Below are 14,297 nucleotides of genomic sequence, written 5' to 3'. Positions count from 1 at the left end.
CCATGTATGACAAAGTCCTGGTTCCCATGGCCCTGGATCACGGAGTTTCCGGCACCACCCTCAGGGCCGCCACGACATTATGCAATCCGGGTGGGCAGATCATTGCTCTGCACGTCTACGAAGCGCCGCATGGCTCAGTCGGCACTTATTTGGACGAAGACGTCGTGCGCGAAGGGTTTGAAACGGCCCGCCGCCAGCTGGCCCAGAAAACGTCAGACCATGACAACGTAACAGCCGAGATCGTGAAGGGCCGTTCGTATCGCGGCATCGTCGAATACGCGGAAAAACACGGCGCGGACTGCATTGTCGTTGGTTCTCACAAGCCCGGCCTCAGCGACTATTTTCTGGGCACAACGGCAGCCCGCGTTGTTCGCCATGCTCCGTGCGCGGTGCATGTCTGCCGCACCGCCTGAACCCAGATACTGACACATCCAACCGCGCGTTATGCGCCACAGACAGGACTGATATCCCGGATATGGACATAGACAAAAAGATAACAGACGACCTGGTTGCGAACGATGTTTCGTTCGTAACCACCGTCCCTTGCAAGCAATTGGCGGGCGTGATCGAAGAAATCGACCAGCGCGACGGCATCTATCACATACCTTCGAACAAGGAAGACGAAGGCATGGGCCTGTGCGCCGGGGCATGGATGGGCGGCAAGCGCCCTGCGATTATCATGCAGAACACCGCCATCGGCGTTACGATCAACACGTTGGCCACCCTGATCCAGTACTACCGGATGCCACTGCCCATGCTGATCTCGTATCGCGGTGAGTTGCGCGAACCCATCGCCTGTCAGGTCGAGATGGCGGTGCACACCAAGGCACTGTTGGCCCAGCTCAATATCCCGACCTATCATTTCCACCATCAGTCGGATGTCGAGGAACTGGACGCGATCCTGAAATATACCTTCATGTGCAACAAGCCGGTCGCCATCCTGACCGACGCCAACTTCTGGGGAGGCTACGGCGACCAATGATCCGCTCTGAAATCCTGAAGGAAATCGCCCCGATCCTGCGTGATCAGCTGGTTGTCTGCAATATCGGCATCCCCAGCCAGGAACTGCACGCCATCGACGATCAGCCGACCAACTTCTACATGCTGGGCACCATGGGACTGGCCTCGAGCATCGGTCTGGGGCTCGCCCTGTCGCAGCCGAAGCCGGTGATCGTCATCGATGGTGACGGCTCGATCCTGACCAATCTTGGTACTTTGCCGACCATCGCCAACAACGTGGCCGACAACTATATCCTGCTGATCGTGGACAATGGCTCATACGGGTCGACCGGGGATCAGCCAACCTATGCCGGGCAGAAAACGTCCCTGACGAAAATGGCCGAGGCCGCCGGGTGCGAGCGGGTGATCGAATGTGCCGCCCAGGACACGGGCCGTGTGCTGCAAGAGGCACTGGATGTCAAACAGATGACCATCATCGTCAGCAAATGCGAAAGCGGAAATGCCAAGATGCCGCCGATCACGATGGACCCGGTCGTCATCCGCGACCGCTTCATGAAGGCCGTACAGGCCTGATGGCCGCAGGCACCATCCATAGCGCCGAAGACGCCCGCCGTCTGGCTCGGCGGCGTCTGCCGTGGATGGTGTTCGATTATATCGACGGCTCCGCCGGGGCCGAAACCGGCGCGGCGCGCAACCGTGCCGCATTGGACGCCATAACCTTGCGACCCCGTATCCTGCGCGATGTCAGTCAACGGTCGATGGCGTCTCGGGTCTTTGATGTCGAGGCAGACAGGCCCTTCGGTATCGCCCCCATGGGGATGTGCAACCTTGCCGCCCCGGGCGCTGATTTGATGCTTGCGAGGCTTGCGGCGCGCTACAGCGTGCCACATGTCGTATCGACCGTGGCCTCGACGCCGATGGAAGAGATCATTACCGAGGCCGAAGGCAATGCCTGGTTTCAGTTGTATTTCAGCGGAGACGGGACGGGATCTTTCAAACTGGCCGAGCGTGCGAAACAGGCCGGGTATGACGTCCTTGTCCTGACCGTCGATGTCCCCGAGGTCGGCCGTCGCCCGCGCGAATTGCGCCATGGGTTCAAGATGCCGTTCCGCATCGGCCCGCGCCAGTTCATCGACTTCGCACTGCACCCGTACTGGTCATTGAACACCCTTCTGAAGGGCAAGCCTGTGATGGCCAATTTCGAGATGGAAGGCTATGACTTCGATCGTACCGAAAGCCGGGCGCGTGCCACATGGGACACTTTGGTGCAATTGCGCGACCTTTGGCCTGGAAAACTGGTCGTCAAGGGCGTGCTGGACGTCGAAGATGCCCGCAACCTGATGTCGGCAGGCGTGGATGCCATCCAGGTTTCAAGCCATGGCGCGCGGCAGTTGGATTCTGCGCCTGCGCCGATTGACATGCTGGCAAAGATCCGTGCCGATCTTGGGCCAGACTTTCCCGTGTTCTACGACAGCGGCATCCGGTCAGGCGAAGATGTTCTCAAGGCATTGTCGGTCGGGGCGGACTACGTATTTGTCGGAAGGATCCTGCAGTATGCCATTGCGGCCGCGGGTGAATCCGGTTTGGAGCAATTGTGGGACGCGCTTAGCGAAGAACTGAGCATTGCCATGGCGCAGACCGGGAAGACCTCTCTGACCGGCCCCTGACTGCGAGCACTGCGCGCGTAAAACACCCGACAATCCGGCTGAAATAGCGGTCGCTTACGGCTTGACCTATTTTGCGGAACTGCGACGCTTGGGGTAGGCCGTTGAGTTCAGCTCGGGCCAGTACTGCACCACCTCTTTTGCGGAACTGCGGGATAGAAGGGACTTCATGTCGCGCCCCACACGGAGTGGTTTGATCAGCGCCTTGACAAGATCTCGGGTTCAATTAATTTTATCAACTAAAATAAAAATGGGGATTTGCGTCGAATGTACCTTGGGTTGGATTTGGGAACATCTGGTCTCAGAGGGATTTTGGTAGATGAAAACGGTTTGGTCGTAAGCAGCGCCGAGGTCAGCGTTTCAACTTCGACGCCAAAGTCTGGATGGTCCGAACAGAACCCATCAGATTGGATTGATGCGTGCCAAGAAGTTGTCAGGCAAATCCGCGTCAGCAACGAAAGTGCCTTCGCAAAACTGCTGGGTATCGGTCTTAGCGGACATATGCACGGTGCCACCCTTCTGGATAAAGCCGGCAATGTATTGCGACCATGTATTCTTTGGAACGACACACGGTCCGCTGATGAGGCGAGGATGTTGGATCAGACACCGCAGATGCGCGCCATATCAGGGAATATCGTGTTCCCGGGGTTCACAGCGCCAAAATTGGAATGGGTGCGCTCACATGAGCCGGAGGTATTCGCAAAGACCGCTAAAGTTCTGCTGCCAAAAGACTATTTTCGATTCTGGCTGACGGGCGAATATGTCTCGGATGTGTCAGACAGTGCGGGGACCTCCTGGTTGGATGTTGGCGCTCGGCAATGGTCGGAAACCGCGCTGGCCGCTTGCCACATGCGCACGGACCAAATGCCTTGCTTGGTTGAAGGCAGTGAGCCTGGTGGAGAGTTGAAAGCCGAGTTGCGGCAAGAGTGGGGGCTTTCCGATCGTGTTGTCGTAGCCGGAGGAGCAGGGGACAACGCCGCATCAGCCTGCGGTATCGGCAGCATTCGGGACGGTGCAGGCTTTGTCTCACTGGGAACCTCCGGCGTTTTGCTTGTTGCCAGGGATACCTATGCGCCCGCACCTGAAACTGCTGTGCACTGCTTTTGCCATGCTATCCCGGACAAGTGGATACAAATGGGGGTTATCCTGTCGGCCACAAACAGCATGAACTGGCTGTCACGGAACCTCGGTAAACCAGTGGAAGAACTGGTTGCGGCGTTGCCTGACGGGGTGACTGGGCCTTCGTCGGTTACGTTCCTTCCCTTCCTGTCCGGCGAACGAACCCCGCACAACGACAGCAAGATCCGGGGCGCATTTCTGGGCGTGGACGTGGCATCCGAACCTGTCGATCTGACCCGGGCGGTGATGGAGGGTGTTGCATTTGCGATGAGAGATTGCCTTGAAGCCCTGAAAAGTACGGGAACAGAACCAAACAGCCTGATGGCCGTAGGAGGGGGCGCGCGGTCGAGGTTTTGGTTGGAAACACTCGCCACCGTTTTGCAGGTGCCGCTGGACGTGCCCAAAGGCAGCGAATTCGGAGCGGCCATGGGCGCCGCGCGCCTTGCCATCTGTGCTGCCAACAACACAAATCCGGCAGATGTCATGACGCCGCCGGAGATCGAGGAAACTATAGAGCCGCGTAGTGACCTGATCGACCTTTATGAAAGCGAATACGGGCGATACCGGCAATACTACAAGGCGCTCGCGCCGTTGGCGGCAAGATGACACCGGACACGGAAAAGCTCTCTCGGGTCGAAACAGCTGTGTTGACGGATGGGGAAATGCGGGCCTCGGTCCTGAATTACGGCGCAATCACGCAAGAGTGGTTGTACAAGGACAGGCCGCTCATTCTGGGGTTCAATGACCTGTCCGCGTACTTCAAAGATACAAGTTATACGGGTGCAATTGTCGGACGCGTCGCGAACCGGATTGGCGGTGCGCGCTTTGATCTGGAAGGCACTGGTTTCGAACTGAGCGCCAATGAAAGTGAAAACACCCTTCATGGTGGAGAGAAGGGACTTTCCAGTCAATTCTGGGATCTCAAGAAGATGGCGCCAAACGAGGTCTTGCTGAGCTATCTTTCACGCGACGGGGAAAGCGGCTTTCCGGGGGAGGTTAGGTTCGAAGTCCGGATCTCGCTGCAGCTTCCGCGATTGATTTATTCGTTCACAGCCAATCCGGACCGGCCTACGCCCATCAGTCTGACGCAACACAACTACTACACCTTGGGAAGCTCATACGGGGTCGACGCGCACAGGTTGAAACTTGCCTCAAACCGGTATCTGGAAATCGACCATCAAGGAATTCCTTCCGGTCGGGTCTGTTCAACCACGGAAAACGAGTTGGACTTTGAAGAGTCAAAATCGATTGGAAGTATTTCTGCAGGGATCGATCACTACTTTTGCTTCGACCAAAACCGTGATCCAAAGGCTCCGGTAGCGGTATTTTCGGCACTTTCTGGTCTTGCTTTGACAGTCTATTCTGACCAGCCTGGAGCGCAGGTGTATTCAGGGGCGAAGATGGCAAAACCGTCTCGTGGTTCGTCTGGTCTCTGTATCGAGCCATCGGGATACCCCAACGCCCCAAATATCCCGTCGTTTCCGTCGATTATCTGTACACCTCAGAACCCGTACCGTCAGGTGCTTGCCTTAGAGATCTCCGAGGGTTGGCATGAGGGCTAAGTCGCTAGTCACAGTTTTCAGCCTGTCCATGTGGGGCGCCGGTGGCATATGTGCTCAAGAGCTTGGGCCGAGGCCGGAGTTCCTTGAGCCTGGTTTCGACAGCGTCGAGTTGGGGCGGTTTCTTTTCTACGACCCGATCTTGTCGGGCAACAAGAACATCAGTTGCGCGACCTGTCATCATCCCAGGCTGGGTACGTCAGATGGTCTTTCCCTTGGCATCGGGGAAGGGGGAATAGGGCTGGGTACGGATCGCACGCTGGATGCCGTGAACACGCCCGAACAAAGAATTCCCAGAAACTCGCCAGGTCTTTGGAACCTCGGAGCCATTGAATTCACGACGTTCTTTCATGACGGACGGCTTGAGACGGACCCAAGCCAAGTCAATGGCATCAGGACGCCGCTGGGAACGCATATGAGGCCCGGGTTCCAGTCGGCACTGGCGGCACAAGCCATGTTCCCGGTTTTGTCGGCGGACGAAATGGCAGGTCATTATTCCGAGAATGACGTCAGCAAAGCGGTGCGACTTGGGTTTTTGACACAACCAGGCGGCGCATGGGATCTGATTGCAGCCCGTGTCGCGGCTGTTCCGGAGTACCGGCAAAGGTTCGATGAGATCACGCCGGGCAAAGAGATCACATTCACGGATATTGCCAACGCAATCGCGGATTTCATCGCGTTCGAGTGGCGCGCGGATAACAGCCCGTTCGACCGCGCGATGAGAGGTGAAGGTGAGTTGTCGGAAAAGGCCACAATCGGCATGAGCCTGTTCTACGGTAAGGCTGAGTGCAGCAGTTGCCATTCGGGCTGGTTCCAGACGGATCACCAGTTTCATTCAATCGCGATGCCGCAAATCGGCCCCGGAAAAGCGGCGCGGTTTGAGAGCCACAATCGGGACGACGGGCGTCTCCGCGTGACTGGTCGCGCGGAGGATACATTCGCTTTTCGAACGCCCTCACTGCGTAACGTGACACTGACTGCTCCGTATGGACATAACGGAGCTTTTGCCCGTCTTGAGGACATGGTGCGCCACCATCTGGATCCGGTGACGTCCTTGAAAAACTACTCGATTGAAATGGCCCGGTTGCCAGACTTCCCGGGTTCCGAAGATCAAAATCCAATGCTGGACCAGAAAAATGTGGATGCGATTGCCGAAAGTACCAGCTTGCCGAAAATCACCCTGACAGATCAAGAGATTGAGGCGCTGCTGAGCTTTCTGGCAAGCCTTGAACATCCGGCGGAGCGGCTCGGTGTGCCCGATCAGGTCCCCAGCGGCCTGCCCATTGACAAGTAACTAACGCCGAATTCGGAAGATCTGGTTGGCGTGGGTTTCCAGCCACTTGCTTTTCTTTCCATCCGGCCAGATCACACGAATCTGTGCGCGGTCCTCATTCCCCAGGCCAAAATGATGGAACCCGGCTATGCCTCCGGCATGACCGCCGCCAACTGTTATTTCGCGGGTCTGAACACCTTGCGAGGTTCTGAGTTCGACAAACCCTCCTATCGCGGCTCGATTAGATTGGTCCTGAGTAAGATCAACCAACAGCCAATTGCCACCCTGCGAGATGTTCTGGCTGACTTCGAGTGTCGAACCACGGTTGACGACCACCAGATCCAATCTTCCGTCATTGTTCAGATCTGCCATGGCCGCACCGCGAGACTTTGCCATCGACGCCACCCCGGCATCGACTGAGGCTTCGACGAACTGACCTTCCGGGGTTTGCATGAGCAGGTTGTTGGGATCGTTCAGCGCGGCGTCGGGCATTTGCTCGACATTGCCTTTCGCAACGAAGATGTCGTCCTTACCATCGTTGTTGACGTCGCCAAATTGAGCGTGCCACCCGGTCGACGGTCTTCCGTCACCGCCACTATGCGGTCTATGGGCTGTTGTTCCCTTTTCGTAGGTCGCATCGCGCCAGGTCGGGCCGTTGGCGCTTGGGTCGAAAACCTGAAGCTTCTGATCGCCCATGGACGTCAGATAAACTTCGGGAAAGCCGTCGCCGGTCAGATCCCTTGATGCGATCCCCATTCCCCAGATCGAATAAGGTAACCAGCCTTCATCCAGATCATACAACCGCGGGTCGGCTTCCATGGCCCACAATTGCTCTTGTCCACCCCTGACGTAGTAATGGCGGTCATTGCTGACGCGAAGGTCCGCGCGTCCGGTCCGGGCCCAGTCGGAAAACAAAATTGAAAGCGAACAGTGGCCGGGTTCAAGGTGCAGCGGCTGCTGGTAGCCGCTGCCATGGGGGCGGTAGAGGAGGGTAGGTCCGCAAGTTTCAAAAGGGCCGTCGGGATCGAACCGATCAACATAAGTCCCGAATGCCAGCGTCGGCAAGGACTGCCCATCTTCCCAAGTGGCTGAAAAACCTGTGGTCCAGTGGTCTTCCGACAAGAAGCCAAGGTTATCAAAAGGGCCGAACCGACAATTTGGGCGGCCTTTGAGAAGAAGGTCCGGACCAACACGCAAAACCGCCAGATCCATCAGACCGTCGCTGTCTATGTCCAGCGGGTACGCGCCGGTTACGCCGGTCAGGGACAATTCATCAGGCGTCTCGACCTTAAAAGAAATCGTGCCCTGCGAGGTGTTGTGGAACAGTTGCGACCGGTTCGATCCGCCGGCCACGAACAGTTCGGGCAAAGAATCTCCGTTGCAATCGAACACGGCGACACCGCCGCCGACAAAATGCTCCCAGCCGCCATCGTAAATATGTTCCGGCACCTCGATGCCAACGAACTCGGGCACGTTCGGCCCGGCATTTGCAGTGGTGGCAAGAACCACGAGGGCAGCAAACTCAGGACGCATTTGCCGAGAGTTCCTTGACCTTTAGGATCGAAATCTGTTCGATTCCGTATGCTGCGGCGCCTTTGGCCCACATCAAATCGCCCCAATGGTGAACTTTGATGTCCGGCAGCGGCGCATCGACATTCACGACGCCGCTTCGGATGCGGGTCATAACCTCGCTTGAACACAGATGCTCAAAGCTTTTTTGCGTGCCCGAGACGATAATGCATTCTGGGTCAAAAAGGTTGATCAGATTGGAAACCCCAAGGCCAAACATCTGACCAGCACGGGCCAACACGGAAGACGCTCTTTCATCTCCAGAATCGGCAAGATCATGAATGTCGGAAACAGCCTGCATTTCATTGGAATGACCTGTAACCGTCATTTCACGGATCAGGGCATAATCTCCGACATAGGCTTCCAGACATCCGCGTTGACCGCATTGGCACGATGCGCCGTCAAGCTGTACCTTGGTGTGCCCGAACTCAGCTCCGCAGCCGCGCTCTCCTCGATATAGCTTTCCGTCCAGAACAATACCCAGACCGACCCCATGTTCGATCGTGACAACAAGGAAGTTGCTCAGCCCCTTGCCAAGTCCGAACAACTGTTCAGCCTTTGCAACAAGGTTCGCGTCGTTATCCACGAAAGCAGGGCAGGACAGTTCTTTTGACAGCAGGCGATTGAAATCGATGTTTCTTTCGGCAATCGAAGATGACCAGTGCACGAAGTTTCCCCTGGCATCAACGAGACCAGCCACCCCGATTGAGACGCCAGCAAGGTCGCCGATAGAGGCATCAATCTTTCCGCAGGTCTCCTCGAGTGCCTCGCGGATCGCCAGCACAAAATCCGTCGACGACATTCTGGCGGATTCCAGCGCATACTTGTGTGAAGCCACCTCATTGCCTTGGAAGTCGACCAGAATGACCGAGATCACCTGACGCGCGACCTTGAGCCCTGCCACAAGGTAAGACTGACCGTCCAATTGCAGCAAAACCCTTGGTCTGCCTCTTTTCCCGGATTTCAGCTGCGCTTCACTTTGGGTTTCCTTGATCAATCCGGCCGAGATGAGATCTGCTGTCGCCGCCGTTACCGTCGCAGGGCTGGTTTGCAGGGCCGAAGCGATATCGATCCGCGAGACGGATCCTTTTGTTCTGATGTGCTCCAACACCCGTAGCCGGGTTGCATTTCTTTGTTCCAAAGAAACCGGAGAGGCTTTGCTTTTCAGCATCTTGTCCTCGCGAATCTCACCGTTGGCTCAACTTATTTGAATTTCAGTTCGTCTAATAGAGTAAATATTTTACCGACTGAAATAAATATGCTATTCAAAATTGTGAGAGCCGCGAATCGAGAAGCGATTGCTCGGCATATGGGAGGAAATCATGAAACGAATTCTCAGCTTTTCAGCTGCGGCCACTATGCTGGCCACGGTTGCATTCGCAGAGCCGGTGGTCGGTGTAAGCTGGTCCAACTTTCAGGAAGAGCGTTGGAAGACGGACGAAGCGGCCATCAAATCGGCGCTGGAAGCAGGGGGCGCCGAGTACATTTCGGCAGATGCGCAATCGTCTTCCGCAAAGCAGCTTTCGGATATCGAAAGCCTGATCGCCCAGGGTGTCGACGCCCTTATCATTCTGGCGCAGGACGCACAGGCTATCGGACCGGCGGTTCAGGCGGCAGCTGACGAAGGCATCCCGGTCATTGCTTATGACCGCCTTATCGAGGACGACCGTGCGTTTTACCTGACCTTTGACAACGTCGAGGTTGGCAGAATGCAGGCCCGGGCCGTTTTTGCGGCCATGCCCAAGGGCAACTACGTCATGATCAAAGGTTCGCCGACCGATCCAAACGCTGACTTCCTGCGGGGCGGCCAACAAGAAATCATCGGAGCGGCCGTCGACAGTGGTGACATCGTAATTGTCGGCGAAGCCTATACGGATGGCTGGCTTCCTGCGAACGCACAGCGGAACATGGAGCAGATCCTGACCGCAAATGAAAACAAGGTGGACGCGGTTGTCGCTTCGAATGACGGAACTGCAGGCGGTGTTGTTGCGGCCCTGACGGCACAGGGCATGGAAGGCATTCCGGTGTCGGGACAGGATGGCGACCACGCAGCGCTGAACCGGGTTGCACTGGGCACTCAAACTGTTTCGGTTTGGAAAGATGCCCGTGAATTGGGTAAAGCGGCTGGTGAAATCGCATTGGCGCTGAGCGGTGGCACAAGTCCTGCAGATGTTGAAGGCGCGGTCAGCTGGACTTCGCCGGGTGGCACTGCGATGAACTCGGTCTTCCTGGCGCCGGTACCGATCACCAAAGACAACCTGACTGTCGTGGTGGATGCCGGATGGATTCCGCTGGAAGACTTGTGCCAGGGCGTCGAAAACGGCCCGGCTCCTTGTAACTAAAACCTAAAGTCCCTGGCCCTTTTTGGGGGCCGGGGACTATTGCTGACTATGAAAGATCGGAAATGACCGAAACTTCGTCTCAGCCGGTACCTGAAAAAGCGAAACCCAGCCTGTTCCAGCAATTGGAACTGGATATGCGGCTTTTGGGAATGATCGGCGCGTTTGTCATCCTGTGCATCGGGTTCAACATCGTCACCGATGGGCGGTTCCTGACACCTCGCAACCTGTTCAACCTGTCAATTCAGACGGTTTCGGTGGCAATCATGGCCTGCGGGATGGTGTTCATCATCGTTACGCGTCACATTGATCTGTCGGTCGGCGCCTTGCTGGCAACGACTTCGGCCGTGATGGCAATGACGCAAACCGAACTTTTGCCACAGGTCCTCGGGATGGGTTTGAACAACCCGGCAACCTGGGCGATTACCATAGTCGTGGGGTTGTTTGTCGGCACATTGATCGGTGCTTTTCACGGCTGGATGGTCGGGTACCTGACGATACCGGCCTTCATCGTCACGCTAGGCGGGTTTCTGGTCTGGAGGAACGTGGCATGGTATTTGACCAGCGGCCAGACCATTGGTCCTCTGGACAGTACGTTCCTGATGTTTGGCGGAACCAACGGAACCTTGGGGGCAACGACAAGCTGGCTGTTTGGCTTGTTTGCCACCGGGATCGCCATCTGGGCCTTGTGGAGCGGCCGTCGCGCAAAAGCCGCGCATGGCTTCCCCGTTAAGCCTGTTTGGGCCGAGGCCACCCTGGCCGGGATAATCGCAATTGCCATCCTTGGCTACGTCTACATCGTCAACAGCTACGCCATTCCGACGCGCCGATTGCAGCGCATGTTCGAAGCGCGCGGAGAGACGATGCCCGAAGGGCTGGTCGTCGGATACGGCATACCGATTTCTGTCCTCATCCTGATCATCGTGGCGGTGACACTTACGGTCGTGGCGCGAAAAACCCGGTTCGGGCGCTACATCTTTGCCACTGGTGGCAACCCGGATGCGGCAGAACTTTCGGGCATCAATACACGTCTGCTGACCGTGAAGATTTTTGCACTGATGGGCTTTCTGTGCGCTGTTTCGGCCGTGGTCGCCTCGGCCCGTCTGGCCAACCATTCGAACGACATTGGCACGCTGGATGAACTGAGGGTCATTGCCGCCGCCGTCATCGGTGGAACCGCGTTGTCCGGTGGCATCGGCACCATATACGGCGCGATCCTTGGCGCATTGATCATGCAAGCGCTGCAATCTGGCATGGCCATGGTTGGCGTCGATGCACCGTTTCAGAACATCGTGGTCGGTAGCGTTCTTGTACTGGCCGTCTATATCGACATCGTCTACCGCAAGCGACTGGGGGCAAAGTGATGCAAGCTCAGGACACGCAGAAAACACCAACCAATGCTGGCCGTGGAACCGGCGCGCCGCCCTTGGTCGAGATGCGCGATATCTCGATCTCCTTCGGCGGGATCAAGGCCGTCGACCATGTGTCTGTCGATCTCTATCCCGGTGAGGTGGTTGGTTTGCTCGGGCATAACGGGGCCGGGAAATCCACTTTGATCAAGGTTCTGTCCGGTGCCTATCAAATGGATCAGGGCGAAATTTTGATCGACGGTAAACGTGTCGAGATCGGAAACCCCCGCGATGCCCGCGCGAACAACATCGAAACGATCTACCAAACGCTCGCCTTGGCCGACAATCTGGATGCAACGTCGAACCTTTTCCTGGGGCGCGAGATGACGACGCCTTTCGGGTTGGTCAACGATGCAGCCATGGAGGCCGAGTGCCGCAAGATCATGGCGCAGCTGAACCCCAATTTTCAGAAGTTCAATGACCCGGTTTCCGCGTTGTCGGGGGGGCAAAGGCAATCCGTGGCAATTGCCCGGGCCGTCTACTTCAACGCACGCATTCTGATTATGGACGAGCCAACAGCGGCTCTTGGGCCGCATGAAACGCAGATGGTGGCGGATCTGATCCACCAGTTGAAGGCGCAAGGTATCGGTATCTTCCTGATCGATCACGATGTTCATGCCGTCATGGAGCTGTGTGACCGCGCCTCGGTCATGAAGAATGGGAAACTGGTTGGAACGGTCGATATCGCAGATGTCACCGATGACGACCTTCTGTCGATGATCATTCTCGGCAAGCAGCCAGCACAAAAAGCAGAGTAGGGGGCAGAAATGCCAAGCGGATTTTTTGAAGGGATCGAGCGGATCCAGTTTGAAGGCGTAGGCAGCACGAACCCGCTGGCCTTCCGGCACTATGATCCGGACGAGATGGTCATGGGCAAACGCATGGAAGATCATCTGCGGTTTGCAGTCGCCTGGTGGCACTCATTCGCGTGGGAGGGCGGAGACCCCTTTGGTGGTCCTACCTTTGAACGCCCGTGGTATCCTCAGGATGATATGGGGCGGGCTCGTTTGAAGGCAGATATTGCTTTCGAAATGTTTGAAGTGCTCGGTCAGCCCTACTTCTGCTGGCACGACGCTGACATCCGGCCCGAACAGGGAAATTTTGCCGACAATCTGAGAACTCTGGAAGAAATCACGGATTACATTGGCGAAAAGATGCAGGTGTCCGGGACGAAACTGCTTTGGGGCACGGCCAATATGTTCAGCCATCGCCGCTGGATGGCCGGCGCCAGCACCAATCCCGATCCCGACGTTTTTGCCTTTGCGGCGGCAACGGTGAAATCCTGCCTGGACGCGACCCACAAGCTCGGTGGCGAAAACTATGTTCTATGGGGCGGGCGCGAAGGGTACGAGACCCTGCTGAACACGGATATGAAAACCGAACTGGACCACATGGGTCGGTTTCTGAATATGGTCGTGGAGTATAAACACAAGATCGGGTTCAAAGGCGCCATTCTGGTAGAACCCAAACCACAGGAGCCGTCCAAGCACCAATACGATTATGACGCGGCAACCTGCATCGGATTCCTCAGAAAGTACGGGTTGGAGTCTGAAGTGAAGCTGAACCTCGAGCAGGGGCATGCGATCCTTGCAGGGCACAGCTTTGAGCATGAAATTGCAGTGGCCGCAGCCGAGGGAATGCTGGGCTCGATCGATATGAACCGCAACGACTACCAGTCGGGTTGGGATACAGACCAGTTCCCAAATAACACGCCGGAAGTTGCCTTGGCTTATTATTACATATTGAAGGCCGGTGGCTTTACCACCGGAGGCACAAATTTCGACGCAAAAATCCGCCGCCAGTCCTTTGATGCAAAAGATTTGGTGGCTGCCCATGTAGGCGGTATGGATATCTGCGCCCGGGGTTTGAAGGCCGCTGCCGCCATGATTGAAGATGGCGGTTTGGAAGCTGAGCTGTCGAAGCGTTACTCGGGCTGGAACACGCCTTCAGCGGCGACGATTCTGGATAGCGGTCTGGAAGAGATTGCTGCGCGCGTTTTGCGTGAGAACATAAATCCGAGGCCGCAATCGGGACATCAGGAAATCCTGGAGAACTATGTAAACAGGTTTGTCTGAACAGGGGCTGCATTCAATATGCGGGTATTGAGAGATTGACACAATTAGCAGTTCACAGCGCTTGTCCCAACATTTGCCCGATGATCTGTTCGTGTTTCGGCGTCGGGCAAAAGGCATAATCCGCGCAATTCACGACGAAAAACTGGTTGATGTGGATGAAATCGGAGACGCCCTTCAAGCTGGAACGAATTGTGGTTCGTGTCGGCCGGAGCTTGCCGATTTGGTCGTTGAACATTCGGAACGGCTTTGCCAGACGAACTTGGCCTGAGGTGGAGTGGGGGGCCTGTTCAGCGTCCGGAAACAGCGAAGCCAGGTTCTATTTTCTAAGTC

At 56.5% G+C, this 14,297-nt stretch carries 14 protein-coding genes; 12 read left to right on the top strand and 2 right to left on the bottom strand.

Translation table 11 applies throughout. The features are described 5' to 3' along the window. The first annotated feature begins 2 nt into the window (after nucleotides 1–2). The 7 genes from ACR0JW_RS15965 (at nucleotide 3) to ACR0JW_RS15935 (ending at nucleotide 6,596) form a co-directional block, all read left to right on the top strand. A complete protein-coding gene (locus ACR0JW_RS15965; protein WP_170680417.1) occupies nucleotides 3–413 on the top strand; it encodes a universal stress protein in 411 nt (136 codons plus the stop codon). Nucleotides 414–475: 62 nt separating this feature from the next. Continuing rightward, complete coding sequence (comD, locus tag ACR0JW_RS15960) at nucleotides 476–982, top strand: sulfopyruvate decarboxylase subunit alpha (protein ID WP_170614597.1); 507 nt, start codon at nucleotides 476–478, stop codon at nucleotides 980–982. Continuing rightward, on the top strand, nucleotides 979–1,533 hold the full coding sequence (gene comE / locus ACR0JW_RS15955) for a sulfopyruvate decarboxylase subunit beta (protein WP_480714176.1): 555 nt from the start codon (nucleotides 979–981) through the stop codon (nucleotides 1,531–1,533). Before comD ends, comE begins: the two co-directional genes overlap by 4 nt. Continuing rightward, nucleotides 1,533–2,627 (top strand): alpha-hydroxy acid oxidase, encoded by a 1,095-nt coding sequence (locus tag ACR0JW_RS15950; protein ID WP_480714175.1) that lies wholly within the window; start codon nucleotides 1,533–1,535, stop codon nucleotides 2,625–2,627. Before comE ends, ACR0JW_RS15950 begins: the two co-directional genes overlap by 1 nt. Before the next feature lie 264 nt (nucleotides 2,628–2,891). Beyond that, complete coding sequence (gene xylB, locus ACR0JW_RS15945) at nucleotides 2,892–4,349, top strand: xylulokinase (protein WP_480714174.1); 1,458 nt, start codon at nucleotides 2,892–2,894, stop codon at nucleotides 4,347–4,349. Next, on the top strand, nucleotides 4,346–5,305 hold the full coding sequence (locus ACR0JW_RS15940; protein ID WP_480714173.1) for an aldose epimerase family protein: 960 nt from the start codon (nucleotides 4,346–4,348) through the stop codon (nucleotides 5,303–5,305). Before xylB ends, ACR0JW_RS15940 begins: the two co-directional genes overlap by 4 nt. Next, entirely contained in the window at nucleotides 5,295–6,596 is a 1,302-nt protein-coding gene (locus ACR0JW_RS15935; protein ID WP_170680407.1) for a cytochrome c peroxidase, read from the top strand. The genes ACR0JW_RS15940 and ACR0JW_RS15935 overlap by 11 nt, the downstream gene beginning before the upstream one ends. Here ACR0JW_RS15935 and ACR0JW_RS15930 read toward each other — a convergent pair whose 3' ends face one another. Both ACR0JW_RS15930 and ACR0JW_RS15925 read right to left on the bottom strand, forming a co-directional pair. Further along, entirely contained in the window at nucleotides 6,597–8,108 is a 1,512-nt protein-coding gene (locus ACR0JW_RS15930; protein WP_170680405.1) for a CRTAC1 family protein, read from the bottom strand. It lies immediately after the preceding gene. Continuing rightward, complete coding sequence (locus tag ACR0JW_RS15925) at nucleotides 8,098–9,315, bottom strand: ROK family protein (RefSeq protein ID WP_480714172.1); 1,218 nt, start codon at nucleotides 9,313–9,315, stop codon at nucleotides 8,098–8,100. Before ACR0JW_RS15925 ends, ACR0JW_RS15930 begins: the two co-directional genes overlap by 11 nt. 187 nt (nucleotides 9,316–9,502) lie before the next feature. On the opposite strand from ACR0JW_RS15925, the gene xylF reads away from it, so the two are divergent. The 5 genes from xylF to ACR0JW_RS15900 all read left to right on the top strand — a co-directional run bounded on the left by xylF (nucleotide 9,503) and on the right by ACR0JW_RS15900 (nucleotide 14,235). After that, entirely contained in the window at nucleotides 9,503–10,486 is a 984-nt protein-coding gene (gene xylF / locus ACR0JW_RS15920) for a D-xylose ABC transporter substrate-binding protein (protein WP_480441309.1), read from the top strand. 62 nt (nucleotides 10,487–10,548) lie between these two features. After that, nucleotides 10,549–11,847 (top strand): sugar ABC transporter permease, encoded by a 1,299-nt coding sequence (locus ACR0JW_RS15915; protein ID WP_170680401.1) that lies wholly within the window; start codon nucleotides 10,549–10,551, stop codon nucleotides 11,845–11,847. Further along, nucleotides 11,847–12,650 carry an ATP-binding cassette domain-containing protein gene (locus tag ACR0JW_RS15910; protein WP_170680399.1) on the top strand — a complete coding sequence of 268 codons (804 nt, stop codon included), beginning with the start codon at nucleotides 11,847–11,849 and terminating at the stop codon, nucleotides 12,648–12,650. Before ACR0JW_RS15915 ends, ACR0JW_RS15910 begins: the two co-directional genes overlap by 1 nt. Before the next feature lie 9 nt (nucleotides 12,651–12,659). After that, entirely contained in the window at nucleotides 12,660–13,967 is a 1,308-nt protein-coding gene (gene xylA, locus ACR0JW_RS15905; RefSeq protein ID WP_480714171.1) for a xylose isomerase, read from the top strand. Nucleotides 13,968–14,058: 91 nt separating this feature from the next. Next, a complete protein-coding gene (locus ACR0JW_RS15900; RefSeq protein WP_480714207.1) occupies nucleotides 14,059–14,235 on the top strand; it encodes a (2Fe-2S)-binding protein in 177 nt (58 codons plus the stop codon). Nucleotides 14,236–14,297: the final 62 nt, after the last annotated feature.

It is taken from the genome of Ruegeria sp. BG6 (genome assembly GCF_056538465.1).
This window is presented reverse-complemented; position numbering and strand designations above follow the sequence as displayed.

Excerpts from the sequence above, each read along its gene's own strand:
- ACR0JW_RS15965 (WP_170680417.1), top strand. The coding sequence starts at position 3 with ATGTATGACAAAGTCCTGGTTCCCATGGCCCTGGATCACGGAGTTTCC.
- comD (WP_170614597.1), top strand. The coding sequence starts at position 476 with ATGGACATAGACAAAAAGATAACAGACGACCTGGTTGCGAACGATGTT.
- comE (WP_480714176.1), top strand. The coding sequence starts at position 979 with ATGATCCGCTCTGAAATCCTGAAGGAAATCGCCCCGATCCTGCGTGAT.
- ACR0JW_RS15950 (WP_480714175.1), top strand. The coding sequence starts at position 1,533 with ATGGCCGCAGGCACCATCCATAGCGCCGAAGACGCCCGCCGTCTGGCT.
- xylB (WP_480714174.1), top strand. The coding sequence starts at position 2,892 with ATGTACCTTGGGTTGGATTTGGGAACATCTGGTCTCAGAGGGATTTTG.
- ACR0JW_RS15940 (WP_480714173.1), top strand. The coding sequence starts at position 4,346 with ATGACACCGGACACGGAAAAGCTCTCTCGGGTCGAAACAGCTGTGTTG.
- ACR0JW_RS15935 (WP_170680407.1), top strand. The coding sequence starts at position 5,295 with ATGAGGGCTAAGTCGCTAGTCACAGTTTTCAGCCTGTCCATGTGGGGC.
- ACR0JW_RS15930 (WP_170680405.1), bottom strand. The coding sequence starts at position 8,108 with ATGCGTCCTGAGTTTGCTGCCCTCGTGGTTCTTGCCACCACTGCAAAT.
- ACR0JW_RS15925 (WP_480714172.1), bottom strand. The coding sequence starts at position 9,315 with ATGCTGAAAAGCAAAGCCTCTCCGGTTTCTTTGGAACAAAGAAATGCA.
- xylF (WP_480441309.1), top strand. The coding sequence starts at position 9,503 with ATGCTGGCCACGGTTGCATTCGCAGAGCCGGTGGTCGGTGTAAGCTGG.
- ACR0JW_RS15915 (WP_170680401.1), top strand. The coding sequence starts at position 10,549 with ATGACCGAAACTTCGTCTCAGCCGGTACCTGAAAAAGCGAAACCCAGC.
- ACR0JW_RS15910 (WP_170680399.1), top strand. The coding sequence starts at position 11,847 with ATGCAAGCTCAGGACACGCAGAAAACACCAACCAATGCTGGCCGTGGA.
- xylA (WP_480714171.1), top strand. The coding sequence starts at position 12,660 with ATGCCAAGCGGATTTTTTGAAGGGATCGAGCGGATCCAGTTTGAAGGC.